The following is a 25,348-nucleotide window of genomic DNA, read 5'->3' as shown; positions in this document are numbered from 1 at the left end:
GGAGGGATAGCTTTGCTGGAAGTAAATAATCTTTTTAAAAACTACGGAAGCTATACTGCTGTAAAGGGTATATCTTTTACAGTCAGCGATGGAGAAATTTTAGGTTTTCTTGGGCCTAATGGTGCCGGAAAATCAACTACAATGAATATTATAACAGGTTATCTTTCACCTAGTGAAGGTACTGTTAAAGTTGCAGGATTTGACATTATCAAAGATGCCTATAAGGCGAAATCTAAAATAGGATATTTGCCTGAAAATCCACCTCTTTATCAGGATATGACAGTTGACGAGTATTTAAAATTTGTTTGTAGACTGAAAAAGGTCAAAAAGTCTGAAATACAAAATATGATTGAAGATGTTAAGGATAAAGTTAAAATATCTCACGTTTCAGAAAAACTTATAAAAAACTTATCAAAAGGATATAAACAGAGAGTGGGTATTGCACAGGCTATTATTGGAAATCCTGAAATAATAATACTTGATGAACCTACTTCTGGTCTTGACCCTAAACAGATTATAGATATAAGAAATGTTATAAAATCTCTGGGAAAAAATCATACTGTTATATTAAGCTCTCATATACTTTCAGAAGTTCAAGAGATTTGTGACAGAGTAATGATTATAAATAACGGAAAAATTGTTGCACAGGACACAACAGAAAGACTCTCAGATACTTTATCTAAAACTCATAAACTTAGAGTTTGTTTGAAAGGTGATATTGATATTATTGAAAAAGCTCTTGAAAAAGAAGAAAAAATAATAAATATAGAGAGACAGGAAGATAAAGAGGAAGGTTCTTTTGATTTTATACTTGAAACTGATGAAAATTGTGATTTAAGAGAAATTTTGTTTGACAATGCAATTTCTAACGGATATAAAATACTTGTTATAAAACCTGTTGAAATGTCTCTTGAAGAAATATTTATGGAGGTCACAAACTCTGATTTTGAATGTGATGAAGAAAATAAAGAGGAAGAAGTTTCTGATGAAAAAAATTCTGAAGATGCTGAAAATGAAGAAAAAACAGAAAATATATCCTCTGATGAAAAAAAGGAGAGTGACTTATAATGTCAGCTATATTTAAAAGAGAATTTGGCAATTATTTTTGTTCATTTATAGGATATGCTTTTTTGACAATATTTGTACTTGTTACAGCCATATATTTTTCACTTTATAATGTGCTATCATTAAGCCCTGATTATCATTTGATTTTATCAAATGTTGTTATAGTTTTACTTATACTTGTACCTATTATAACAATGAGACTTTTTAGTGAGGAGTCAAAACAGAAAACAGACCAACTTCTTTTGACTGCCCCTGTTAAGGTTTATGAAATAGTTTTAGCTAAATTTTTTGCAGCTTCTGCACTTTTTGCTATGGGTCTTATAATTACATTAATATTTCCTATAATTTTAAGTTTCTTTGGAAATGTTCCCACAGGTCAGATTATAAGTGCCTATGTAGGTTTCTTTTTTATGGGTATGTGTTTTATAGCTGTTGGAATATGGGTTTCATCTTTGACAGATAACCAAGTTGTGGCAGGAATTGGAACTTTCGGCATATTGTTTGTACTTTTTATGATAGAGGCAATAGGAAAAGGCGTGCCTGAAGGAAGAAATTATGGCTGTGGTTTGGCTATTTTGATTTGTATTATTATAGGACTTTTTGTGTATAATTCTGTAAATAATATAAAATATTCAGTTATTTCAGGCGGTGTGTTTTTTGTTATAGGTTTGATAGTATTTTTTGTTAAGCCTGAATTTTATGATACTTTCCTTTACAATTTTGTTATGAGCTTTGCTGTAATATCCAAATTTTCTAAATTTATGTTGGGTATTTTTGATTTTACAACTATTGTGTATTATATTACTTTTGCGGCAGGCTTTATATACTTAACCGTAAGAAGTGTTGATAAAAAACGCTGGAGTTAAGGAGGTAAAAATTTTGAAGGATAAGAATAATATTGTATTAAAATATGGCACAAAAAGTGCTATTATAACAGCTGTTGTTTTGGCTGTGATAATTGTTTTAAATGTTTTTGCTGGCAGTTTAAATATAAAATTTGATGCCACAAAAGAAAAACTTTATACTCTCTCTGAACAGAGCAAAAATATAATTTCATCTCTTGATACAGATGTAAATATGTATGCTTTATATGAAAAGGGAAGTGAAGACCCTGTTATAGAGGAGATTTTTGAAAATTATGAAAATTTATCTTCTCATATACATACAGAGTTTGTTGACCCTTATGAAAATCCACAAATCGCTATGATGTATTCAACTACAACTCAAAATTTATCTGTTGGTACAGTCATAGTTGAGAGTGGAGAAAAATATAGGGTTATAACTCAAAATGATATGGCTGAATATGGTGTTGATGAAGCTACTAATATGATGTATATGAAAAGTTTCAATGTTGAGACTTGTATAACAAGTGCTGTTTTATATGTTTCTGGGGCTGAAATGAATAAAATATATATGCTTAAAGGTCACAGTGAACAGGATTTTGGAAGTAGTCTTTTGACAAAACTTCAAAATGATAATTATGAAATTGAAAGTCTTTATCTTGACAGTGAGGAGTCTGTTCCTGAAGACGCTGACATTGTTGTTATAAATAGTCCTATGACAGATATAACAGAAGGTGAACTTCAAAAACTTTCAACATATCTTTCAAATGATGGTAGAGCCTTTATAAATGTTGGTATAGGTACTGAGACAATGACAAATATGTCTGTGCTTTTATCAAATTATGGCATTGAGGCAAATAATGCAATGACTATTGAAGGTTCACAGGACTATGTTTATGGAAATAATCCATATTATATTATGCCTCATGTTGAACAACATGATATAACAAAAAATATGGTTAGTGATGAGGAAGAAGTATTTTTCCCCTATGCTCAAGGATTTGAGGAAGTTGAAAATAAAAAAGATACTTTAACAATAGAACCACTTCTCACAACTTCTGGACAGTCCTATGGCAAAAAAGAGCTTGACAGTATAGAAAATTTCCAAAAGACAGATAATGACATTTCAGGACCTTTTAACTTAGCTGTGGCTGTAACTGATAAATTCACAACAGATACAGAACATACTACAAAAATTGTGGCTTTAGGTGGAAGTTCTATTACTGACTCAAACATAGATAGCTATGTTGACGGCGGAAATTATGACTTTATATTAAATTCTATAAATTGGCTTATTGATAAAGACCAAAGCACATCTGTTCCTTCTAAAAATATTGAGGGTAACAGATATCTTAATATTGGAGCAACAGCTTCTATTATTATAATGTTTATAAGTGTTGTTTTAATTCCTTTTGTAATAGCTGCTTATGGTATTATTAATATGGCAAAGAGAAAAAGTAAATAAATAATAAAAAGACCGAAATTAAAAATTTTCGGTCTTTTTTATGTTAATTTTTATTTCTATATATGAAATATAGAATTAAAGAAATTATAAGAGATATGACTATTTTTAAAGATGTATTTATTAATAAAAAACCTCTGTATTCATTGACTGAAAAAATATTATTAAACATTATTCTGTAAACAATTATGTTTAATATTGCTGTTATAACGGGACAAAGTAAAATATATTTGGGTTTCACTATATATATTATTATATTTATAATAAATGGAAAAATAATAAACTCTAACATAATAAATCACCCCTTTATAAATATATTTTACTATATAAATTTTAAAATACCAATTAGTATTAACAGAGAACCTGAAATTATAACCCATATGTTTTCTGAAAGTTTTGATACACCTTTAATTTTTTTACCTGAGTATACTCCCATTTGCATAAATAAAGATTGAAATATTACAGCGAAAAGAGGTAGAAAAATACTGAAATTTCCTGATATACCACTTCCCAAAGATACTCCCAAAGAGTCCAAAGACAAAGCTAAACCTAAATATATAGCTTCTTTTGGCTCTATTTTTTTTGAACGGTTAAAGTCACAAATAGGAGGGGACTTTATTATTTTTACAGTAATTCCCCATTGTTTTATTGAAAATATCTTTGTAGTTTCCTGTTTTTCTTTTTTAGATGAAATTCCTTGAAAAATCATAAAAATTCCCATTGATAAAAGTATTATTGTTCCTGTATATTTTCCCACATATGAAGGCAAAATTTGAAATATTTTATTTCCCATAAAAAGTGATAGGGCTATTATTAAAAATGATTGAGCTGATATTATTATTTTTGAGACAATGGGAATGTTTATGTCTTTCATTCCATAGGATATGCCTATTCCTAAAGCGTCTATACTGAGCGACAATGAAAGTATTATTATACTGGTATCCATTTTTTTATAAATCCTTTTTTAAATATATTATGTTTATGGCATTATTTCTGACAGTGTGGAATATATTTTCAATATACAAAAGCTTGTCTTGGGAGAGTGAAAAAACAATGGATAAAAGAAATATGTCATTGAAAGAACTTGAAAGTATATTGAATACTGATTTTGAAAGGGGAATTTCTGATTATGAGGCTGAAAAGAGACTACATGAAAATGGAAAAAATATAATTTCTCACAATGATAAGAGAAAAAATATATTTGTAAGATTTATTATGCAGTTTTCAGACTTTATGGTTATAACGCTTATTATTGCCTCTGTGGTGTCTTTCGTTGTTTCAAAAATGCAAGGTGAAAGTGATTATATAGACTCCTTTATAATACTTGTAATAGTTGTGTTTAACGCTGTTTTGGGAGTTGTTCAAGAGAGTAGAGCTGAAAAGGCTATTGAGGCATTGAAAAAGCTGTCATCACCCCATACAAAGGTTATAAGAGAGGGAAAGGTTAAAGAAATATTGTCGGAGGATGTTGTTTTAGGTGATGTTGTTTTAATAGAAACAGGAGATTTTATATCTGCTGACGGAAGAATTATAGAATGTAATGGCATAAAGGCTGAGGAGTCCTCACTTACTGGTGAGTCTTTAGCTGTATCGAAAGATATAAATTTTAAGACAAATGAAAAAACATCTCTCGGAGATAGAAAAAATATGGTTTTTGCCTCATCTTATATTACAGCAGGAAAGGGAAAAGCTGTTGTTATAAGTACAGGACTTAATACAGAAGTTGGAAGAATTGCAAAAATGATGATTGATGAGGAGGAAACTGAAACACCTATGCAAAAACGTCTTTCAAAAACGGGACAAACTTTGGGAACAGCTGCTGTAATTATATGTCTTGTTATATTTCTTATGGGAGTTTTTAGAAAGGGCGATTGGTTTGAAATGTTTATGACTTCAATAAGTCTTGCTGTTGCTGCTATACCGGAAGGTCTACCAGCCATAGTAACAATAGTTCTTGCTATTGGTATGCAAAATATGTCAAAAAAGAATGCCATAATAAGAAAACTTCCTGCCGTTGAAACTCTTGGAAGTGCTTCTGTTATATGTTCCGATAAAACAGGAACTTTGACACAAAATAGAATGAGAGTTGTTACAGTTACGGACAGTGTAAAAAAGATTACTGATGATATTTCAAAGAAAAAATTTATATTAAAACTTTCAGCTTTATGTAATAATTGCAGATATGAAGACAGAAAAGTTTTGGGAGAACCTACGGAGAAAGCTCTTATGGAAGGTGCTATTGAGTGTGGAGAGAGTATTTTTAATATAAACAGTGATTATAAAAGAATTTATGAGATACCTTTTTCATCAGAGAGAAAACTTATGACAACTGTTCATAAAATGAAAAATGGAAAATACATATCAATTACAAAGGGTGCACCTGATGTTTTAATAAAACTTTGTGATAGGGTTCTTGATAGAGATGTGGAAAGAAATATAAACAGTATTGACATTGAAAATATAAAAAAATTAAATAATAACATGGCTGAGGGAGCTTTGAGAGTTATCGCTGTTGCTTATAATTGGTATAATGAAAAACCTTTGTCAATTAAAAGTGAGTTTATTGAAAAAAATCTTGTTTTTGCCGGCTTGGCTGGTATTTCAGACCCACCTAGACCGGAAGTATATGATGCTGTAAAAACTTGTGTTAGAGCTGGAATAAAGCCTGTTATGATTACAGGAGACCATGTTGTTACAGCTAAGGCAATAGCTAAAGAGATAGGAATATATAAAGATGGTGACAGAACAATGACAGGGGCTGAACTTAATATTGTCCCTGATGAGTATTTGAGGGAAAATATAGAAAAATATAGTGTTTTTGCAAGGGTTTCTCCTGAACATAAAGTTAGAATTGTTAAGGCTTTTAAAAGTAAAGGCTATATAACAGCTATGACTGGTGATGGTGTAAACGATGCACCAGCTTTGAAAAGTGCAGATATAGGCTGTGCTATGGGTAAAAATGGAACAGATGTGGCTAAGGGTGCAGCTGATATGATACTTGCCGATGATAATTTTGCAACTATAACAGAGGCTGTAAGAGAGGGAAGAAGAATTTATGCCAATATAAAAAAATCAATACATTTTCTAATATCAAGTAATATTGGTGAGATTATAACAATATTTGTAGCTATGTGTTTTGGTTGGGCTACACCTCTTTTGCCTATTCAACTTTTGTGGGTTAATTTGGTTACAGACTCTCTGCCGGCTGTGGCTTTAGGTATGGACAAGGCTGATAAAGATATTATGGAGAAACCTCCTGTTTCTGATAATGGTAATATATTTTCAGGGGGACTTGGTTTAAGAATTGCCCTTGAAGGCTGTATGATAGGTATGCTTTCACTTTTAGCCTTTGCCATAGGTCATGTATATTTTGATGAAGGTGTTGGATATAGTTATGGAAGAACAATGGCTTTTGCTGTTTTAAGTATTTCACAGCTTGTTCATGCTTTTAATATGCGTTCAGAAGGTTCTATATTTAAAATAAATATATTTTCAAATAAAATTCTTGTAGTTTCATTTATCGTTGGTTTAATATTACAGTCTGCTGTAATAACCGTTCCAAAACTTTCGTATATTTTTAAAGTTTGTACTCTTGATTTTGATAAATGGCTTATAGTTTTTATATTATCATTTATGCCTATTGTAATTGTGGAACTTGAAAAACTTTTGGGAAAAAGATAATATAATAATACACAATTATATATTTTTGGAGATGATACTATTGACAGAATTTTTTAAAAATAACAGAAAAAAACTTTTTAAAAATATAGAGGACTCATCAGCGGTTATACTTTTTGCAGGAAAAGCTCCTGTAAAAAGAGGTGATGAAAATTATCCTTTTACTCCTGATAGAAATTTTTATTATCTTACAGGCATTGACAGAGAGGAAGCTATATTTGTACTTACAAAAAATAATGGTGAATATGGTGAAACTTTATATATAAAGCGTGATAATGGATATCTTGCAAAATGGATTGGTGCTAATATTACACCGGAAGAAGCCTCTTTTAAATCAGGCATTGAAAATATAAATTATATTGACTGGTACAATGATGATATTTCATCATTTATATTTAAAAATAATATTAAAAATTTATATCTTGATTTGGAGTGTAGAGATATTACATCAAATATAACTCCTTCTGTGGCTTTTTATGAAGGTTTCTCAAAAAGATATCCTCATATAAAAATTATAAATGTATATGACATTATTGGAGATTTAAGAGTTATAAAAAGTGATTATGAAATATCACTTATGAGAAAGGCTATTGATATAACAAGACTGGGTATTGAAGAAATGATGAAAAATTCTCGTGCCGGTATGTATGAGTATGAGATAGAGGCTTATTTTGATTTTATACTTAAAAAGAATGGTGTTATGGATAAGGCTTTTCAGACAATAGGTGCTTCTGGAAAAAATGGAACTATTCTTCACTATTCTAAAAATAATTGTAAAACAAATGATGGCGACCTTATACTTTTTGATGTGGGGGCACAGTGGGGGTATTATAACGGTGATTTGACAAGGACATTCCCTGTAAATGGAAAATTCACTGATTTACAGAAAAAAATATATAATATAGTTCTTGAAGGTCAGCTTAAAGTTATTGATGCTATGAAACCGGGAGAGAATTATTCAAGACTTAATGAGATATTAAAGGAACATTACTTTGAAGAACTTAAAAAAATTGGTCTTGTTAAAAATTTTGAAGATGTATCAAAATACTATTATCATAGTGTAGGTCATTTCTTAGGTGCTGAAACCCATGACGTTGGAAGATATAAAGACAGAGTTCTTGAAAAGGGTATGGTTATAACTGTTGAGCCGGGATTATATATTGAAGAATATGGAATAGGTATAAGAATTGAGGACGATGTTCTTATAACTGAAAATGGAAATGAAGTTCTCTCTAAAGATATGATAAAAACTGTTGAGGATATAGAAAAATTTATGGCAAAGGCTAAAGAGTTATGAAATATAAAGAGGAAGAACTTTTTTTACCTGTAAAAAACTTTTTTGAGAATAAAGGTTTTTCTGTTAAGGGAGAAGTTAAAAACTGTGATATTGTGGCATTAAAAGATGATATTACTGTTATATGTGAACTTAAAACAGCATTTAATTTAAAACTTGTATATCAAGTTATGGATAGAAAAACAATTAGTGAAAATGTTTATGCTGTTATACCAAGACCGGAAAAAGGACAGAATACAAAAGATTTTAAAAATATGGTGAAACTTTTAAAATTACTTAATGTGGGACTTATAACAGTTGCCTTAGATAGTCCTATTAAAATTGTTGAAGTTATAATTGAACCTTTTGAGGGCAAAAGTTATAAAAACAAAAAGAAACAATCTCTTTTGAAAAAAGAATTTTCTGAAAGGAATATGGACTTAAATTCTGGAGGTATAAATAAGAGAAGAATATTGACTGCCTATATGGAAAAATCAATAAATGTACTCTGTACTCTTTATAAACTTCAAACATCATCACCAAAGGATATAAAATCAATCTGTAATGAAGAAAAAACGGGAAATATACTTCAAAACAATGTTTATGGGTGGTTTGAGAGAGTTAAAAAGGGGACTTATAGAGTATCAGAAAAAGGTAAAGAATTTATTAATTCTGATGAGTATAGAGAGGTTAAAGAGTATTATAGAAATATTATAAATGATAAATAAAAAAGGGTGTCTTTAAAAGACACCCGTATTTTTTATTTTAAAAAATTATTTCATTGAGTCTACTGAACCAAGAGCTTCCTGGATTTTCTTTGTAACGATTTCCTGGATATATTCTCTAGCAGCACCACAGTATCCTCTTGGGTCGAATGCTTCTGGTTTTTCAGCAAAGCTCTTTCTTATAGCAGCTGTCATAGCAAGTCTTAAGTCTGTGTCCATGTTGATTTTACATACAGCCATAGATGCAGCTTTTCTAAGCATTTCAGCTGGCATACCTTTAGCACCGTTAATCTGTCCGCCGTATTTGTTGCAAGTTTCAACTGAAGCCTGGTCTACTGAAGAAGCACCGTGTAATACGATTGGGAAGTTATGAATTCCTTCTGCTTCTAATTTAGCTGTGATTGATTCAAGTCTTTCAAAGTCAAGTTTAGCTTCACCTTTGAATTTGTAAGCACCGTGGCTTGTTCCGATAGCGATTGCAAGTGAGTCAACACCTGTACGTTTTACGAAATCAACAGCCTGGTCTGGGTCTGTGTATGTTGCATTAGCAGCGTCAACACTAACTTCGTCTTCAACACCTGCTAATTTTCCAAGTTCAGCTTCAACAACTACGCCGTGAGCATGAGCATACTCAACAACTTCTTTTGTTTTAGCTACGTTTTCTTCATAATCGTAGTGTGAACCGTCAAACATAACTGATGTGAAACCAGCGTCGATACATTCTTTAACTGTTTCTAAGTCTGGGCCGTGGTCTAAGTGGAGAGCAATGTCGATACCTGTTTCAGCAACAGCAGCATCTACCATTCCTTTTAAGTAAAGAGGATTAGCATATTTTAATGCACTCTTTGATACCTGTAAAATAACTGCAGAATTCTGTGATTTTGCAGCACGAACAACTCCCTGAATAATTTCCATGTTGTTGATGTTGAACGCACCGATTGCGTAATGTCCTTCATAAGCTTTTGCGAACATTTCTTTTGTTGTTACTAATGCCATTTTAAAAACACCTCTCTATATTTTTTTGTCCCTTAAAACATAAGTTACACAATAAAATTATAATACGTACAAGCATTTTTTACAAGGGGTTTCAAATTTTTTGCACTTTTAATGTGTGAAATATATATTGTTAATTTATAAACTATTTAAGATTGATATAAGGCTGTCGATAGATTTTGGTGTATAATCTGCATTTTTAATTATAGATTTCTCAACAAGTTTATTGTACAAAATGTGTATAGCTGGCACTTTTAAACCGGCTTTTTGTACAATTTCTACATTTTTGAATAAATCCTCTGTTTTTCCATTAAAAATAACTGTACCTTCATGTAAAACAATAGCATTTTCTGATATTTTATAAGCAAAATCCATATCATGGGTAGATATTATTAGAGTTATACCTTTTTTGTTTAGATTTTCATAAATATTATAAAGTCTCTCTGTCTGTTTATTGTCAAGACAGGCTGAAGGCTCATCAAATATTATTACAGAAGGGTTCATTGATAATATTGATGCTATTGAAACTCGTTTTTTCTGTCCGTAGGATAAAAAATGAACAGGCTTATCAAAAAATTCTGTCACTCCTGTCTCAACTGCCGATTTATTTACAAACTCTTTTACTTCATTTTCATTATATCCCAAATTTCTCACACCAAAAGCTATTTCATCATATACACTTGATGAAAAAATTTGATTGTCCGGTTCTTGAAATACTATACCTATATTTTTTCTTATGTTATAAAGTTCTTTTTTTGAATAATTTACTTTGTTTCCATTAAATATATATTCTCCTGATGAAGGCTTTGATATACCATTTAAAATTGTAAAAAGTGTTGATTTTCCAGCCCCATTTTCACCTAATATTACTGTTGTCTTGCCTTCTTCTATATTTATATTTATGTTTTTTAAGGCTTCTGTTTTATCAGCATATGAAAAATTTATGTTTTTAAGTTCTATTATGTTTTTCATTTTAAATTTACCTCCATAAATATAAATATAGTTAAAACAATTATTGAAACTAATATAAAATATATAAAATCTTTTTTATTATATTTTGTATCTGAAAATATAAATTTTCCGTCAAAACATCTTGACTCTAAAGAGTCATATATTTTTGAGACCTTTGTCATTGATATTATAAATACTGATGAAAACATCATAGCCAGTGATTTTATTGAAAGTTTAAAATTTTCATAGCCCAATCGTGATTTTTGGGAAATTATAATGGCGTCTCGTCGTTCAGTCAAAACAAATATAAAACGATAAATTAAAAACATAAGCTCTGTTATTATCTGTGGGAATTTTAATTTTGTAAAAAGAGCTGTTATGCTGTATATGTCTGTTGTTAGTATTAAAAAATACATTGATGATATACAGGAAAAAGCCCTAAGTCCTGTTAAAATTCCTCTGTGTATTGAGCTTTCTGTTGTACATATAAATTTATCTGCAAAAAAGGGCAGGCATATTATGCCTGTCCTCTCACTATATATATTTGCAGATACTGCAATAATGCCCATGAATATAAAAAGGGCAGGGGATATGTACATTTTAATGTATTTTATAATTGGTGTACCGCTTTTTATAACTGTAAAATATATTGACACTAAAAATATAAATGAAAGTGAAAATATATTATTTCCTAAAATTCCACATAAAAGTAGAATTAAAGCAAAAAGAGCTTTTCCCCTTGTGTCTTTATTTTTAAGTTTTGATGTATAAGCGGCATATTCTATAAAATATTTCATTATTTATCCCTTTTCCTCTTTCCCAAAGCATAACCAAAACCAAAAGCTATTACAGCTGTTCCAGCGGAAGCCTGAAGGGCAAATATAAGACTTTCAACTTCTCCGCTTGGTGGCTCCCAGAAACTTTCTGTCCATGGTTCATAGTTTTCATTTATTTCCATTATAACGTTTTCGGCTTCACCGTCAGCTCCGCCGAATTCTTTTTCAGAATTTATAAAAAGAGGGACAACTGCAAGTATTACAACTATAATTAAAAGTATTATGTTCTTTTTCATATTCTAGCCCCCTTATTTTCATTTATAAAACCAAGATATGATATTTCTTCTCCGAAATATTTTGATATACCTCTAAAAATAACTACTGTAAGTATGCCTTCACTTATGGCAAGAGGAAGTTGTGTTACTGCAAATACTCCTGCAAATTTTATAAATGACGCAAAAATTCCTCCAACTTCTGAAGGATAACAAATGGCAAGCTGTATTGATGTTACAACATATGTTAAAAGGTCTCCTAAAAATGCACCTAAAAATATACTTATCTCTGTGGATATATTGAGTTTTCTTGAAATTTTATAAACTCCCCATGCTGTAAATGAGCCTACTATTGCCATTGAAAAAACATTAGCTCCTAAAGTGGATATACCACCATGGGCAAGGAGTAAAGCCTGAAAAATAAGAACTATAAGACCTAAAAGACAGGTTACACCAGGACCGAAAAGTATTGCTCCAAGACCTATTCCAGTAGGGTGGGAACAACTTCCGTTAAATGAAGGTATCTTTAAAGCTGACAGAACAAATATAAATGCTCCTGCCATTGCTAATATGAGTTTTATTTTTGGATTGTTTTCAACTGTTTTTTTGATTGATATATAGCCATATATCATAAAGGGAAGGGCTACTATATCCCAACCTATACACCATTCTTTTGGCAAAAAGCCTTCTGCTATGTGCATACCAAAAGCGTTCACTGACACCATAAGAGTTATTATGGCACAGATAATAAATACATTGATTTTTTTCATTAATAAATCCTCCTTTGATTAAATAAGGGGCTTTTTTATTATATTTTAAAATAAAAAAAGCCCTTTCTTCGAGATACAAAGAGGGCATAGTTACACTATAAAGTGTAAAAAAGCCTTTTCTCCATCGCTCGTAGAGATAAAGTTACAGTATTTTTTGGCAGGTATTCTGGCTTGAGTATCATAACTTTTATCCATCTTCCCATATTTTTTAAAATTAAAATACAGTGATATATCGGATAAAAACTCCTCTCTTACAGCGGCGGGACCGCACAGGATTTACACCTGTTTCCCTATTATGTCGTCGTTAGCGACCACCAAAAATTTATTGGGTTTTATAAATTTGTAAACGTTTACAGAGAGATTATACAGATAATATGATATTTTTTCAATACATAATTATAATTAAAAAAATAATCCCTTAAAAAAGTTTATTATATTCTGAAAAAATGGTGTGTAGAATATTACAGGTATAAATATAGCAGGAAGCATATTTCCAACTTTTATCTTTTTTATCTCAAACATATTTATTCCAATGGCTGCTATAAGTATTCCTCCTGTTATTGATATTTCAAGAAGCATATTATCTGTGAGATAAGGTTTTAAAAATGATGCAAAAACTGTCAATATACCTTGATATATAAATACAGATACAGCAGAAAAAATTACACCTATTCCAAGAGTTGATGAAAAAATTATGGCGGCTGTGCCGTCTATAAGGCTTTTTACAAAGAGTGTTGTGTGATTGTGATTTATACCACTTTCCATTGAGCCTACAACTGCCATTGTACCTATACAAAATACAAGACTGGCTGTTACAAAACCTTGAGCTATTGTGCTATTTTCTCCACCACACTTTGATTGTAAGCTTTCACCTAATGATTGAAGTTTTTCTTCTATTTTCAAAAATTCACCTATCAATGAGCCTAACACAAGGCTTACTATGAAAAGTACAGGGTTTGCATTACCGCTGTTTATACCTCCTATGGCGGATGATGAACCTATAAATATTACAGATAGGGCAAGGGCATTCATAACTATTGATTTATAGTTTTCTTTAAGTCCACCTCTCAAAAAAAGTCCCAAAATACTGCCAAATATTATGGCTAATGAGTTTACTATTGTTCCTAACATCTAAAAATTCCCCCTTAAAATAAAAACAAAAAAACAGACAGCTTTATAAACTGTCTGTTTTATTATACTATAAATTTTTAATTGTCAAAATGTTTATTTTCCTATTTGAAACTGTCTTGCATAGTTGAATAAATATTGCTGAGCAAATCCGGCATACTCACCAAATCTCTCATCAGCTATTTTGTGTATATCCTTTATGCTGGCTTCTTCACCGTCAAAATAGAAGTGGGACATTATTCTTTTTACCCAAACATCAACAGGGAATGAGTCGCATTTGTTACAAGAAAAAAGTGTCACACAGTCGGCAACTTTTGGTCCAACACCTTTTATTGTCATAAGTTTAGTTTTGACTTCATCTGATGTCATTTCTTTGATTTCATCAAAGTTTATTTCCCCGCTTATAACTCTTGAAACTGCGTCCATTATATATTTTGCTCTAAATCCTGCTTTACACTCCTTAAGACCTTCCTCATCAGCCTTTGAGAGTTCTTCAGGAGTTGGGAAAGAATAGTATTTTTCTCCTTCATACTCACATATAAATTTTCCGTATTTCTCACTTATGTTTTTGATAACTTTTTTAATCATAGGTATACGGTTATTCTGTGATATTATGAAGGATATAAGACACTCAAAAAACTCTTGATTTAGTATTCTTATTCCCGGTGCATAGTCAATTGCCTCTTTAAGAACACTGTCTTTTTCTGAAAGTAATTTTTTCATACTGTCATAATCTCTTTTGAAATCAAAGTAATTTTCCCAAATTTCGGAGAAATCTTTTTCATCAACACCATAAATTGTTATTGTTTTATCTTCATTTTCCTGTAAAAGTATAACTTTTCCGAAAGCTGTAACAGTGTATTTTTCTTCGCCTAATTTTTCAAATCTAAAACACTGACCACACTCTAAAGTTTCAGATATTTTAAAACTATCACTCTTTGGAAGTGTTATTTTTTTATTTTCAAAATTGTATTCCATAATTTAAAAACTCCTATTCATTAAGCAGTATGAATGTAGGTGCAAAACTGTCATCTTTTATCATCATTTCATAGGCTTCTTTATAGTTAGCTGGATGATATATATTCCAAACATTATTGTCATATTTGAGAAGATAGCAGTTCTTTTTATAGTCTCTTGCATAGTAATATTTTCCTGCACCTGCAATATATACAATGTCTGTCATACCTTGTATATATCCATTCTTTATAAGTGTATAGTATATGTCATTTGGATTATAGTTGTCAAGATTATAACTGCTTATCTCATATTTAGGAAGAATGTCAAGATTAAAATCAGGAAGTTTTTCATTTACATATACAGGAACCCTTGAAACACTTTGAAGGTCGGATATGGCAACCTCCCAGAAATTATTTTCATTTACAAGTATGTATTGTCTTACATCATTTATGTTTGAAGTAGGGGAGAGAACAACACAGGCGTATTTATCATCACTTTTCATACTTCTTACAAAATAATCTGAATAAACACCTTCATAAAGCTTTATAAAGCCCAATATATCTTGATATTTTTCTGAATATGGGTTTATATCGAGAGGTGTTCCGTGATTTTGAGAGTATTTATACATAAGTTTGTTGTATTCATCATCTGTAATTATTCCACCGGCACTATTTGCTGAAGCTATCATATAACCTTTTTGGTCAGATGATTTTACAGATACAAAAACTGTCAAATTTTTTTCAGCATTTTTAATTGATAAACTGTCAAATTCTCTTAAATCATCAGGGTCAATTAAAAGTATATCACAAGGATAATCCCTGTAACTTTCATCAAGACCTCTGTCAATAAGATAGTTTACATCAATGTAAGTTTCAGAAGCCTTGTTATAAAGACGACCATTTTTTGTTACAAGACGTGTTTTTGAGTAATTTTCAGTGTAATAATCATCTGCAAAGGCTGAAATGGCATCAATAGCATCCCATTCTGAACTTTGAACTTCCTCTGACACAGTTGGTTTTTCCACAGATGCTGTGTGTTGTTCATTTTTTGTAGGACTACCAAATATTTTTGATAGTGCATCATGGAGTGAAAACTTCTGTTTTGATGTATTTTTATTTTCTGTTGTATCGTTGTTGTTTTCTGTAATAGTTTCAAAGTTTGAGTTTTGTTCATTATCTGTTATGACAAAATCATCATCAGTAGAAGTTTCTTTGTCCTGTGTGTTTTCGTTGGAATTATCATTGTTTTCTGATACAGTAGTATCATTTGGTTTAATATTATTTTCTTTTTCTGAATTTTTGCAGCCAAAAACTGCCATTGAAACAGCCAGTGTAAGAGCTGACATCATAAAAATTTTAAATATTCGTTTCTTCATTCATATATTCATCCTTTTTGTCGGCTATTGCCTCGTAAACAGAAAGGAGTTCCTGTTTGTGAAGCGTTAACAGTTTCTGGATTTTTTCCTCCATCTCTGTTGTATTGTCCGAAAAATCAAATGTTATATCCCAGCATGGATTGAAAAAATCATCGTTCTCTTTAATAGACGCAACAAAGGGCTTAATTGTTTCATCATCATAGTAATCAAATACTGCTTCGTATTCCCAATCTGAAAGCTCTCTGTCACATGTAAGACGCATAAAAACCTCTATTGTTCCATCTTCTTTTTCAACGGCATAAGTATTATATATAAGATTTTCGTTTTCGCTTATTGTGTAGCTTGCAAGCTCTTTGTCAAGAAATCCTGTTTTAATATCCTTAAGCATTATTACGATTACTGTATCTTCCATAGTTTAAAATCTCCTTATAAATTAATAATTTATATTTTATACAATTATAATACCGTAAAAAAGCTATTGCAATATAACAACTATAAAATAAAAATATTAAGACTACTATTAAAATTTTCTTAAGTTTTATTAAAATTTATATTTTAGTAAAATTAAAAAGGGGACATACATATTACTTATGTATGTCCCTGTATAATATATTATTCTAATGTATCAACAAAATCTTTTACTTCATCGCTAAAATATTTGCTGTTTTCCATAATCTGTTCTTTAGTCTCTCCGGCAGCGTAAGCTCTTTTTATACCGTCAATGAGTATTTTATCTTTTCTGTGTATAAGAGTTGCTGTATAGTCTTTTGATTTTGTTTTTCCCTTATATATACCCATTTCCTCCAACTTTTCAAGCTCTTTTATGTATTTTGAAGCTTCATAAATTTTACCTGCTATAAGAGCTGTTTTGTTGGCTGTGAGAGCAACTTCCACACAGTCCTCAATTTTTTTGAGAACATATGAAGGAGTATTATATTTTTCTGTTGGTTTTACCTTTTTTACAGTATTTTTTTTGAAAAAATTATTTTTATAAAATTTTCCTTTTTTGTCATTCTTAAAAGCCATTATATTCCTCCGGTTTATTTACCTAAAATCATTTTTGCACAACCATAAATTCCAGCATCATTTTCAAGGGTTGCTATACGGAATTCTTTGTCTTTGCAAGCATCAAAAGCATATATATTATAGAAATGTGAAATTTTGTCAAGAAGGAATTTTCCAGCCTTTGAAACTCCACCACCTATAACAAACGCCTCAGGGTCTACTACACAGGCAATATTTGAAAGAGCAAAACCAAGGCAATCACATACAAAGTCCATTATATCGTTTGCAAGTTTGTCTCCTTCTTTTGCATAGTCAAGGACATCTTTTGCTGTAACATTTTCAATGTCTCTTAATGGTGAAGGTGTATCACATTTTGCCATAAATCTTTTTGCTGATTTTACAATTCCTGTTGCTGAAGCATACTGTTCAAGACAGCCTTTTCTCTTACAGTTACAGTAATCTTCTTCATCTTTTGATACTGTGATATGTCCAATTTCACCGCCAGCACCTTTAAATCCAGCTACAATATCACCATTTATTATAATTCCACCGCCTACACCTGTTCCAAGTGTAACCATTACAATGCTGTCGTGACCTTTTCCGCCACCTTGCCACATTTCGCCTAAAGCTGCTGCATTGGCATCATTGGCAACACGCACTTTAAATCCTGTAAGTTTTTCTAAAGCTTCACGTACATTGAAAGCTGACCAACCTACATTTACACAACCATTAACATAACCGTCATCAGTTACAGGGCCTGGAACATCAAGTCCTATACCTGTTATTTCATCTTTTGATATATTTTTTTCGGCAATTTTATCATTTATTGTATTTGCAATGTCAGAAAGAATATTTTTACCACCTTCTGTTTTGTCTGTTACAATCTCCCATTTGTCAAGAAGCTCTCCCTCTGTTGTAAAAAGTCCCATTTTGACAGTTGTTCCGCCCATGTCAGCACCAAAGCAGAATTTACTCATATTAATTTCCTCCCCAAGAATTTATTTTTTATATTTATATACTACATTATATAAATCATCTTTAAGTGTTTTAAACTCCTTCTCTGTTATAGAGCGAGGAGTGCTCATAATTTTTAATGGCAAAAAATCGTTGCCTTTTCTCATAGGTGGTTGAAGATAATCATATTCATTCATTAAAAATCCGTTTCTTTCGTAAAAACCTATGCGACGTATAGACATATCATCTTCTGGAAACTCTACTTCCAAAACAACAGGTCTATTTTGAGATTTACAAAATTCTGTAATCATTTTACCGCCAATGTTGTTTCCTCTTTGGTTTTTATCAACAGCAAAATGTTCTATATATTTAAAGTCTGTCAAATCCCAACAGGATATAAAACCTTGTATATCTCCACTGTCATTTCTTTTTACGATTATTGAATATTTGTCTTCTAAAAGTAGGTTTTTCTGTCCTTCATATACTCTCATTTCTGTATTTGGAAAGGACTCGTCCATTATTTTGAAAACATAATCAAATTCATCAGATTTCATTTCTGAAAGCATTTTATCAAACTCCTAAATTTGTATTTATATTATTTTTTTATATTCTAACACAATTTATATATAATAAAAAGCCCCTCTTTAAATGTAAAAAAGAGGAGCTTTTTTATATATTTATTTAAAAAATATTAAAATATTAAAATCCTAAAAGTGTTCCCACGTTGTATATTATGAAAGATACAACCCAAGCTGTGAAAATCCAGAAAAGAATTGCAAAGGCAGTCCATTTTCCAGAGTTAAGTTCTGCTCTTGCAGCAGATACAGCAGCTATACAAGGCACACAGAGAAGATTGAATGCCATGAAAGCAATTGCGGCGGCAGGTGAGAATGATGAGGCTACAACAGCTAAAAGAGCTTCTCTTGCCTCTGCATTTTCAAGGGCATCTCCTCCGGCAGAAGGTGTGTAAAGTACACCCATTGTAGATACAACAGCCTCTTTTGCAATAAGACCTGTTATTATTGCAACGATAGCTTTCCAACCGTCAGAGCCATTTACAAAGCCTAATGGTTTGAAGAATGGAACGAGAGCTGTTCCTAAAACTCCCAGTATACTTTCTGCTGAACCACTTCCAACCATTTCAAGTTTAAATGAGAAGTTTGATAAGAACCATATAACTATTGTTGATGCAAGTATAACAGTTCCCGCTCTTAAAAGATAACCTTTGAGTTTTTCCCATAAAAGAAGTATAAGGCTTTTTGCTCTTGGACAGTGATACTGTGGTAACTCCATTATGAAAGGAGCGTTTTCGTCTCTAAATATAACTTTTTTAAGTATTATTGCAGATATAACAGCTGTAACAATTCCTATAAGATACATTCCAAATACTACTATGTCAGAGTTCTCTTTAAAAAGTGCTGCTGTAAACATAGCGTATATTGGAAGTTTAGCACCACATGAGAAGAAAGGTACAATAAGCATTGTTATTTTTCTGTCTCTCTCATTTTCAAGGGTTCTTGCTCCCATTATGGCAGGTACAGAACAACCAAAGCCCATGAGAAGGGGAAGGAATGAACGACCTGAAAGACCAAAATGTCTAAGTATTCTATCCATTATAAAAGCAGCTCTTGCCATATATCCGCTATCTTCAAGTATTGAGAGGAAAAGGAAAAGACAAAGTATCTGTGGCACAAATGAAAGCACAGAACCAACGCCACCTATTACACCATCAACTAAAAATCCAAATACCCAGTCAGAAGCACCAGCTTTCACAAGAAGTGATGAAACTGTTTCGCTTATAACACCAACACCATTTTCAGCAAGAGTTTTTAAAAATACTCCTGGAGAGGATAAACCTTCAATTCCGAAAAGTGATTCGCTGAATGTAAGGTGGAATACAAGAAACATAAATATAAGAAATATAGGTATTCCTAAAAATTTGTTTGTAAGTATTCTGTCAAATTTATCTGAAGGGCTTAAATCTGTGACCTTTCTTTTTCTCTTTATTCTTGGAGAACAATATTCTGTTATAAATTTGTATCTAAGGTCGGCAACAACAGCTTCAACATCGTTATATATATCTTTCTTTGCTATCTCATTAAGTATATTGTGAAGTTCCTCTTTATGGTCTGAAAGCAGAGGATTTTCAAGAGATATTGAATCTGCCTCAAGAAGTTTTACAGAGTTAAATACAACATGGGGAATATTGTGTTCCTCAAGAAGTGTTTTTACCTGTATTATGGCATCTTTTATATGGCTTTCCATAAGAACAGATTTTCCTAAACGTTTGTTTTTTGCTGTTTTTATGGCTGTATCCATAAGTTTTTCTGTTCCTTCACCGGTTAAGGCTGATATTGGAACAACAGGCACTCCTAATATTGATGATAAACCAGCTATGTCTATTGTATCTCCCTGTTTTTCAACTATATCCATCATGTTAAGAGCTATTACAACAGGACAATCTATTTCAAGTATCTGTGTTGTCAGATAGAGATTTCTCTCAATGTTTGTTGCATCTATTATGTTTATTATAAGGTCTGGAGTATCGTTTATTATGAAATTTCTTGCGATAATCTCCTCGGGGGTGTAGGGTGAAAGAGAGTATATACCAGGAAGGTCAATTATACTTACATCTTCTCCTTTTTTGTTTCGATATGTACCTTCTTTTCTGTCAACAGTAACTCCCGCCCAGTTTCCTACATGGGCTGTACTTCCTGTAAGTTCATTAAAAAGTGCCGTTTTTCCACAGTTTGGGTTTCCAGCAAGTCCAAATCTCAGCATATATTCCTCCAATACTATTCTTTTTCTATTAAAACTGACTCGGCTTCTGATTTTCTAAGGCTTAATTGATAGCCTCTCACTGTAATTTCAATAGGGTCTCCAAAAGGAGCTGTTTTTCTGTGTATTATAAATGCTCCAGGTGTTATTCCAAGGTCGAAAAGCCTTCTTCTTACGGCTCCTTCTCCTGTAACTTTCTGTACAGTGCCTTTTTCTCCCGGTTTAAATTTATCAAGTGAAACAAGCATTTTTATATTACCTCCAATATTGTTAAATCAGGCTAACTTATTGTTAGCTATATATTACAACAGAAATAAATGAAAATCAATAATAAAATTTGATAACTGATATTTTTTAAAATATATACATTTTTTGAATAACAATAGCCAGTCGAATTAACAAAATTGTAAAATAATTGTAATCATTTATTGTGCATTTTGGTGTATACTTAATTCTATATGATTTTATTTAATAAAAGAGGTGAAACACAAATGAAAAAAATAAGAGGACTTATACTTGCAATTATAAGCGTATTTATACTTACAGTTTCTGTGATGGGTTCTGGTATTACTGTAAAACTTAACGGCACACCCATAGAATTTTCCCATGAACCTGTAATAATGAATGATAGAGTAATGGTTCCTATGAGGGGGATTTTTGAAAGTCTTGGATATACAATAGACTGGAAAGAGTCAAACAAAAGTGTTACGGCAACAAAAGAGGGAGTTACAATAAAATTAAGAATTGGCAGTATGCTTGCTGATGTGAACGGAGAAAAATATACTTTGGACTCTCCTCCTGTTCTTGTAGACGGAACTACAATGGTTCCTGTTAGATTTGTTTCTGACCATTCTGGGGCTAATGTACAATGGGACGGTTCAACAAGTACGGTTTATATATCAAATCAGTATGGTTTCTCAATGAATGAAACTTCAAAGGCTGTTGTACAAATTAATACTGATGTAACACAGGGCAGTGGTTTTATGATAGGTGACGGAATTATTGTTACAAATAGACACGTTTTAAAAAATGCTTCTGAGCTTAGTGTTGTTTTCAATGATTATTCAATATATGACGGTGATGTTAAGGTAATAGGATATGACCCTACAAATGATATTGCTGTTATAAAAATAAATAAAACAGGAAATACATATCTCAATATGGGAAACTCTGATAGTTTAAATGTTGGTGACAGTGTGACTGCAATAGGTTCACCTATGGGACGACTTAATGTTGTTACAACAGGAATTGTAACAGGAAAAATGCCTGGACTTATTGTTACATCTGCTAAAATTGAACAGGGTAGCAGTGGCGGAGTTCTTTTAAATAGTGTGGGGGAAATTGTTGGAATGACTTTTTCCTATGACACAGGAAATAATTATTTTTCAATACCTGTAAATGACATAAAAAATGTGACTCTTGATAAAAACCTTACTCTTGAACAGTATAAAGCACTTGAGGTAAATATAAATCCACCTTCAAGATTTGATGTTACAACAACACAAAATTCTGTTAATGTATATTGGGAACCGGTTTATGGTGCTGATGGATATTATGTTTATATTTCAAATACTGTAAGTGGTCAGTATAAAGAGGCTAAAAATCCTAATACTGGGGATTATTTATGGTATTGGGGTTATCCTAAAGGATTTGGACTTAAAAGTGAAGGACCACTTAAAATGTATATAAAAGTGGCTTCCGTTAAAAATGGAGTTGTGTCAGCTTTAAGTCAGCCAATAGAAATAAAAATAGGATTTTAAAAAAATATTGTAAAAATTTAAAAACTAAATTATGTTAGTATTGACTAAGAGGATTTTTATTAGTTATAATCTGATAAATCAGAGATTTAAAAATTTAAAAAATCTCGGGCCTTTTGGCAGCAGAATATTCTGTGGGACAATTTTTTTATAAATTGTCCCTTTTTTTTATGAATATATTATAAGGAGATGAATTTTTTATGGAGGAAATTATGAAGAACAATAATATTAATGGTAAGGACAGAATGGATGTTGTAAATGATGTGGGAATGAAAACACTTATTGCAAATGTTATACTTTCTGTGGTAAAAATAATAGCTGGATTTGTGGCACAAAGTAGTGCTATGATTGCTGACGGTGTTCATACTGTTTCAGACGTTATATCAACAGTGGCTGTTATGATAGGTGTTAAATTTTCTGAGAAAGAAGCCGATGAGGGACACCCTTATGGTCATGAGAGAATTGAGTCTGTTGTAACTGTTCTCTTGTCATTAATGCTTTCAGTTACTGGATTTGGTATAGCTTTTTCAGGTATAAAAACAATAGTTTACAGAGAGTTTACAACTCCCGGAGCTTTAGCTCTTGCGGCAGCTTTCGCCTCAATAGTTGTAAAAGAGCTTATGTATAGATATACTTTAAAGGCAGCTGAAAAAATAAACAGTACAGCATTGAAGGCTGACGCTTGGCATCATCGTTCTGACGCTTTTTCATCTATCGGTACTCTTGTAGGTATTGGTGGAGCTATCCTTGGACTTCAAATTCTTGACCCTATTGCTGGTATAATAGTTTCTGTTCTCATAATTAGAGTTGGTTTTGAAATACTTATGCAAGGACTTAATCAGCTTGTTGACAGAGCCGCTGATGGTGATATAATTAAAAACATTGAAAAAAATATTGAAAATGTTAAAGGTGTTTTGAGGGTTGATGATGTGAAAACAAGACTTCACGGTTCAAGACTTTATGTTGATGTTGAAATATCCGTTGATAGTAATATAACTGTTGGAGAAGGTCACAGCATTGCTGAAACTGTTCATAAAAATATAGAAAAAACTATACCTGATGTTAAACATTGTATGGTTCATGTAAACCCTTATAAAACTAAGAAAAGGTGAGATATGAAAAAATTCAAAAAAATATATGTTGAGATAACAAATATATGTAATATGAATTGCTCTTTTTGTCCTAAAACAGAGAGAAAACCTAAATTTATGAGTACAGATGAATTTTCAACTGTACTTGAAAAAATAAAGCCTCATACTGATTTTATATATCTTCATGTTATGGGAGAACCTCTTTTACACCCTGATATTGGAGAGATACTTGATATTTGTAGTTACTATGATATAGAAGCTAACATGACTACAAACGGAACTCTCATAAAAGAAAAAGGGGATATTATACTTAATAAAAAAGCTCTTAGACAGATAAATTATTCTTTACACAGTTTTCCTGCTAATACAGTTAATTTTACAAATGAGGAATATTTGAATAATATATTTGATTTTATAAAAAAGACTGATATTGAAGGAAGAATAATAAATTGTTTAAGACTTTGGAATATGGAAAGTAGCCTTTTTTCTGAAAACGCTTTGACATTTAAACTTTTAAAAGAAAATTTTAATACAGATATAAAAATAATGCGTACTGACAGAAATGGTATAAAACTTAAAGACAGAGTTTTTTTACAACAGGATAAAGTTTTCTTTTGGCCTGATATAAAAAGAGAACCTGAGTTTTTTGAAGGAAAATGTTTTGGGCTTAAAAGTCATATAGGAATACTTGTTGATGGAACTGTTGTGCCTTGTTGTCTTGATAGTGGCGGAAATATAAATTTAGGAAATATATTTGATGAAAATTTATCTGATATTTTGCAGAGTGAAAGAGCTTTAAATATAGTTGAAGGTTTTAGAAGAAATAAGAGAGTTGAACATCTTTGTACCACCTGTGGCTGGAATTTCAATATGTAATATATATAAAAAATGTTATTGATTTATATATAATATATACAAAAAACACCATTGGTGAAAAAAGTTATAAAAAAAAAGAGGAATTCTTGCTGAATGGTAGAATAATATTAATATAACATTAAACAAATAAAAATAAATTTATTTTATTAATTATTATGTTATTAAATCAAAAGTATATCATATCCAAGTAAAAGGGGGAGATTGCAATGATTCAGATTCTTGCTGGTGGTAAAGGTGAAGGAAAAAGTAAAAAGCTCTTAGCTATGGCTAATGATGCTGGTAAAGTGGCTAAAGGTCACGTTGTTTTTATTGATGATGACAACAGACATATGTATGATTTACATTACGATATTCGTTTTGTTGAAACATCTGGCTTTGTTATGAAGGACTTAAAAGTATTATTTGGGTTCATTTGTGGTATACTTTCACAGGATAACGATATAGAGAAAATTTTTATTGATGGTCTTCATAACATCGTTAAAGAAGTTGACAATGAGTCACTTACAGAATTTATTAAGGAGCTTGAAAAAACTTCTGCTTCTTCAAACGTTGATTTTGTTATGATTATCAGCGAAGTTTTAGAAAATCTTCCTGAAAAAGCTAAGGAGTACGTTATTTAA

The 25,348-nt window shown here is 31.2% G+C and carries 25 protein-coding genes and 1 riboswitch; of the genes, 10 read left to right on the top strand and 15 right to left on the bottom strand.

Annotated elements, in window-relative coordinates; translation table 11 throughout:
* Positions 1–12: 12 nt before the first annotated feature.
* The 3 genes from B5E58_RS00255 to B5E58_RS00245 are packed head-to-tail and all read left to right on the top strand — an operon-like array spanning position 13 to position 3,372.
* Entirely contained in the window at positions 13–1,068 is a 1,056-nt protein-coding gene (locus B5E58_RS00255) for an ABC transporter ATP-binding protein (protein ID WP_088107672.1), read from the top strand.
* The gene (locus B5E58_RS00250) at positions 1,068–1,931 is read left to right on the top strand and encodes an ABC transporter permease (RefSeq protein ID WP_088107671.1); all 864 of its coding nucleotides are present in this window, start codon (positions 1,068–1,070) and stop codon (positions 1,929–1,931) included. The genes B5E58_RS00255 and B5E58_RS00250 overlap by 1 nt, the downstream gene beginning before the upstream one ends.
* Before the next feature lie 13 nt (positions 1,932–1,944).
* Positions 1,945–3,372, top strand: coding sequence for a GldG family protein (locus B5E58_RS00245; RefSeq protein WP_158097622.1), 1,428 nt, complete (start codon positions 1,945–1,947; stop codon positions 3,370–3,372).
* Between the two features lie 319 nt (positions 3,373–3,691).
* Here B5E58_RS00245 and ytaF read toward each other — a convergent pair whose 3' ends face one another.
* Positions 3,692–4,315, bottom strand: a complete 624-nt coding sequence (gene ytaF / locus B5E58_RS00235; protein WP_088107668.1) for a sporulation membrane protein YtaF — start codon at positions 4,313–4,315, stop codon at positions 3,692–3,694.
* A gap of 107 nt (positions 4,316–4,422) precedes the next feature.
* Between ytaF and B5E58_RS00230 the strand changes: the two genes are divergently transcribed.
* Genes B5E58_RS00230 through B5E58_RS00220 form a run of 3 tightly spaced genes read left to right on the top strand, consistent with a single transcriptional unit; the run spans position 4,423 to position 9,048 of the window.
* Positions 4,423–7,050: a calcium-translocating P-type ATPase, PMCA-type gene (locus tag B5E58_RS00230; protein ID WP_206608529.1), complete on the top strand. Its 2,628-nt coding sequence runs from the start codon at positions 4,423–4,425 to the stop codon at positions 7,048–7,050.
* A 40-nt stretch (positions 7,051–7,090) separates the two neighbouring features.
* A complete protein-coding gene (locus B5E58_RS00225) occupies positions 7,091–8,344 on the top strand; it encodes an aminopeptidase P family protein (protein WP_330395573.1) in 1,254 nt (417 codons plus the stop codon).
* On the top strand, positions 8,341–9,048 hold the full coding sequence (locus B5E58_RS00220) for a DUF2161 family putative PD-(D/E)XK-type phosphodiesterase (RefSeq protein ID WP_088107667.1): 708 nt from the start codon (positions 8,341–8,343) through the stop codon (positions 9,046–9,048). The genes B5E58_RS00225 and B5E58_RS00220 overlap by 4 nt, the downstream gene beginning before the upstream one ends.
* 45 nt (positions 9,049–9,093) lie before the next feature.
* Here B5E58_RS00220 and fba read toward each other — a convergent pair whose 3' ends face one another.
* The 14 genes from fba to B5E58_RS13690 all read right to left on the bottom strand — a co-directional run bounded on the left by fba (position 9,094) and on the right by B5E58_RS13690 (position 21,252).
* On the bottom strand, positions 9,094–10,041 hold the full coding sequence (fba, locus tag B5E58_RS00215) for a class II fructose-1,6-bisphosphate aldolase (RefSeq protein ID WP_088107666.1): 948 nt from the start codon (positions 10,039–10,041) through the stop codon (positions 9,094–9,096).
* A gap of 135 nt (positions 10,042–10,176) precedes the next feature.
* Positions 10,177–11,010 (bottom strand): energy-coupling factor ABC transporter ATP-binding protein, encoded by an 834-nt coding sequence (locus B5E58_RS00210; protein ID WP_088107665.1) that lies wholly within the window; start codon positions 11,008–11,010, stop codon positions 10,177–10,179.
* On the bottom strand, positions 11,007–11,786 hold the full coding sequence (gene cbiQ, locus B5E58_RS00205; RefSeq protein WP_088107664.1) for a cobalt ECF transporter T component CbiQ: 780 nt from the start codon (positions 11,784–11,786) through the stop codon (positions 11,007–11,009). Before cbiQ ends, B5E58_RS00210 begins: the two co-directional genes overlap by 4 nt.
* Positions 11,786–12,061, bottom strand: a complete 276-nt coding sequence (locus B5E58_RS00200; RefSeq protein WP_164493541.1) for an energy-coupling factor ABC transporter substrate-binding protein — start codon at positions 12,059–12,061, stop codon at positions 11,786–11,788. Before B5E58_RS00200 ends, cbiQ begins: the two co-directional genes overlap by 1 nt.
* Positions 12,058–12,807: an energy-coupling factor ABC transporter permease gene (locus B5E58_RS00195; RefSeq protein WP_088107663.1), complete on the bottom strand. Its 750-nt coding sequence runs from the start codon at positions 12,805–12,807 to the stop codon at positions 12,058–12,060. Before B5E58_RS00195 ends, B5E58_RS00200 begins: the two co-directional genes overlap by 4 nt.
* A gap of 139 nt (positions 12,808–12,946) precedes the next feature.
* A riboswitch (cobalamin riboswitch) is annotated at positions 12,947–13,141 on the bottom strand.
* A 68-nt stretch (positions 13,142–13,209) separates the two neighbouring features.
* Positions 13,210–13,938, bottom strand: coding sequence for a DUF554 domain-containing protein (locus B5E58_RS00190; RefSeq protein ID WP_088107662.1), 729 nt, complete (start codon positions 13,936–13,938; stop codon positions 13,210–13,212).
* Between the two features lie 93 nt (positions 13,939–14,031).
* A complete protein-coding gene (locus tag B5E58_RS00185) occupies positions 14,032–14,913 on the bottom strand; it encodes a DNA-3-methyladenine glycosylase family protein (RefSeq protein WP_088107661.1) in 882 nt (293 codons plus the stop codon).
* A gap of 13 nt (positions 14,914–14,926) precedes the next feature.
* Positions 14,927–16,267: a hypothetical protein gene (locus tag B5E58_RS00180; protein ID WP_088107660.1), complete on the bottom strand. Its 1,341-nt coding sequence runs from the start codon at positions 16,265–16,267 to the stop codon at positions 14,927–14,929.
* Positions 16,248–16,679, bottom strand: coding sequence for a DUF6762 family protein (locus tag B5E58_RS00175; protein ID WP_088107659.1), 432 nt, complete (start codon positions 16,677–16,679; stop codon positions 16,248–16,250). The genes B5E58_RS00180 and B5E58_RS00175 overlap by 20 nt, the downstream gene beginning before the upstream one ends.
* A gap of 200 nt (positions 16,680–16,879) precedes the next feature.
* Positions 16,880–17,293, bottom strand: a complete 414-nt coding sequence (locus B5E58_RS00170) for a hypothetical protein (protein ID WP_088107658.1) — start codon at positions 17,291–17,293, stop codon at positions 16,880–16,882.
* A gap of 14 nt (positions 17,294–17,307) precedes the next feature.
* Positions 17,308–18,249, bottom strand: coding sequence for an ROK family glucokinase (locus tag B5E58_RS00165; protein ID WP_088107657.1), 942 nt, complete (start codon positions 18,247–18,249; stop codon positions 17,308–17,310).
* A 21-nt stretch (positions 18,250–18,270) separates the two neighbouring features.
* Positions 18,271–18,792, bottom strand: coding sequence for a GNAT family N-acetyltransferase (locus tag B5E58_RS00160; RefSeq protein ID WP_088107656.1), 522 nt, complete (start codon positions 18,790–18,792; stop codon positions 18,271–18,273).
* Positions 18,793–18,925: 133 nt separating this feature from the next.
* Entirely contained in the window at positions 18,926–21,007 is a 2,082-nt protein-coding gene (gene feoB / locus B5E58_RS00155; RefSeq protein ID WP_206608528.1) for a ferrous iron transport protein B, read from the bottom strand.
* A 14-nt stretch (positions 21,008–21,021) separates the two neighbouring features.
* The gene (locus tag B5E58_RS13690) at positions 21,022–21,252 is read right to left on the bottom strand and encodes a FeoA family protein (protein ID WP_206608527.1); all 231 of its coding nucleotides are present in this window, start codon (positions 21,250–21,252) and stop codon (positions 21,022–21,024) included.
* Between the two features lie 243 nt (positions 21,253–21,495).
* Between B5E58_RS13690 and B5E58_RS00150 the strand changes: the two genes are divergently transcribed.
* From B5E58_RS00150 to B5E58_RS00135, 4 genes are all read left to right on the top strand, one after another.
* A complete protein-coding gene (locus B5E58_RS00150; RefSeq protein ID WP_158097621.1) occupies positions 21,496–22,764 on the top strand; it encodes a stalk domain-containing protein in 1,269 nt (422 codons plus the stop codon).
* 209 nt (positions 22,765–22,973) lie between these two features.
* Positions 22,974–23,873: a cation diffusion facilitator family transporter gene (locus B5E58_RS00145; protein WP_088107963.1), complete on the top strand. Its 900-nt coding sequence runs from the start codon at positions 22,974–22,976 to the stop codon at positions 23,871–23,873.
* Between the two features lie 3 nt (positions 23,874–23,876).
* A complete protein-coding gene (locus B5E58_RS00140) occupies positions 23,877–24,728 on the top strand; it encodes a radical SAM/SPASM domain-containing protein (protein ID WP_088107654.1) in 852 nt (283 codons plus the stop codon).
* Positions 24,729–24,934: 206 nt separating this feature from the next.
* Entirely contained in the window at positions 24,935–25,348 is a 414-nt protein-coding gene (locus B5E58_RS00135; protein WP_088107653.1) for a twitching motility protein PilT, read from the top strand.

Origin of the sequence: Tyzzerella sp. An114 (genome assembly GCF_002161055.1) — a bacterium.
GTDB classification, from domain to species: domain Bacteria; phylum Bacillota; class Clostridia; order Lachnospirales; family Anaerotignaceae; genus Fimicola; species Fimicola cottocaccae.
The sequence above is the reverse complement of the archived record's forward strand: the minus strand, read 5'-3'. Positions and strand labels throughout refer to the sequence as shown.

What these genes read in the sequence shown, in the direction of transcription:
- B5E58_RS00140 (WP_088107654.1), top strand. Translation starts at nt 23,877, where the DNA reads ATGAAAAAATTCAAAAAAATATATGTTGAGATAACAAATATATGTAAT.
- B5E58_RS00195 (WP_088107663.1), bottom strand. Translation starts at nt 12,807, where the DNA reads ATGAAAAAAATCAATGTATTTATTATCTGTGCCATAATAACTCTTATG.
- B5E58_RS00150 (WP_158097621.1), top strand. Translation starts at nt 21,496, where the DNA reads ATGAAAAAAATAAGAGGACTTATACTTGCAATTATAAGCGTATTTATA.
- B5E58_RS00210 (WP_088107665.1), bottom strand. Translation starts at nt 11,010, where the DNA reads ATGAAAAACATAATAGAACTTAAAAACATAAATTTTTCATATGCTGAT.
- B5E58_RS00250 (WP_088107671.1), top strand. Translation starts at nt 1,068, where the DNA reads ATGTCAGCTATATTTAAAAGAGAATTTGGCAATTATTTTTGTTCATTT.
- B5E58_RS00135 (WP_088107653.1), top strand. Translation starts at nt 24,935, where the DNA reads ATGATTCAGATTCTTGCTGGTGGTAAAGGTGAAGGAAAAAGTAAAAAG.
- fba (WP_088107666.1), bottom strand. Translation starts at nt 10,041, where the DNA reads ATGGCATTAGTAACAACAAAAGAAATGTTCGCAAAAGCTTATGAAGGA.
- B5E58_RS00220 (WP_088107667.1), top strand. Translation starts at nt 8,341, where the DNA reads ATGAAATATAAAGAGGAAGAACTTTTTTTACCTGTAAAAAACTTTTTT.
- B5E58_RS00165 (WP_088107657.1), bottom strand. Translation starts at nt 18,249, where the DNA reads ATGAGTAAATTCTGCTTTGGTGCTGACATGGGCGGAACAACTGTCAAA.
- B5E58_RS00175 (WP_088107659.1), bottom strand. Translation starts at nt 16,679, where the DNA reads ATGGAAGATACAGTAATCGTAATAATGCTTAAGGATATTAAAACAGGA.
- B5E58_RS00200 (WP_164493541.1), bottom strand. Translation starts at nt 12,061, where the DNA reads ATGAAAAAGAACATAATACTTTTAATTATAGTTGTAATACTTGCAGTT.
- cbiQ (WP_088107664.1), bottom strand. Translation starts at nt 11,786, where the DNA reads ATGAAATATTTTATAGAATATGCCGCTTATACATCAAAACTTAAAAAT.
- B5E58_RS00230 (WP_206608529.1), top strand. Translation starts at nt 4,423, where the DNA reads ATGGATAAAAGAAATATGTCATTGAAAGAACTTGAAAGTATATTGAAT.
- B5E58_RS00145 (WP_088107963.1), top strand. Translation starts at nt 22,974, where the DNA reads ATGAAGAACAATAATATTAATGGTAAGGACAGAATGGATGTTGTAAAT.
- B5E58_RS00185 (WP_088107661.1), bottom strand. Translation starts at nt 14,913, where the DNA reads ATGGAATACAATTTTGAAAATAAAAAAATAACACTTCCAAAGAGTGAT.
- ytaF (WP_088107668.1), bottom strand. Translation starts at nt 4,315, where the DNA reads ATGGATACCAGTATAATAATACTTTCATTGTCGCTCAGTATAGACGCT.
- B5E58_RS00170 (WP_088107658.1), bottom strand. Translation starts at nt 17,293, where the DNA reads ATGGCTTTTAAGAATGACAAAAAAGGAAAATTTTATAAAAATAATTTT.
- B5E58_RS13690 (WP_206608527.1), bottom strand. Translation starts at nt 21,252, where the DNA reads ATGCTTGTTTCACTTGATAAATTTAAACCGGGAGAAAAAGGCACTGTA.
- feoB (WP_206608528.1), bottom strand. Translation starts at nt 21,007, where the DNA reads ATGCTGAGATTTGGACTTGCTGGAAACCCAAACTGTGGAAAAACGGCA.
- B5E58_RS00190 (WP_088107662.1), bottom strand. Translation starts at nt 13,938, where the DNA reads ATGTTAGGAACAATAGTAAACTCATTAGCCATAATATTTGGCAGTATT.
- B5E58_RS00180 (WP_088107660.1), bottom strand. Translation starts at nt 16,267, where the DNA reads ATGAAGAAACGAATATTTAAAATTTTTATGATGTCAGCTCTTACACTG.
- B5E58_RS00160 (WP_088107656.1), bottom strand. Translation starts at nt 18,792, where the DNA reads ATGCTTTCAGAAATGAAATCTGATGAATTTGATTATGTTTTCAAAATA.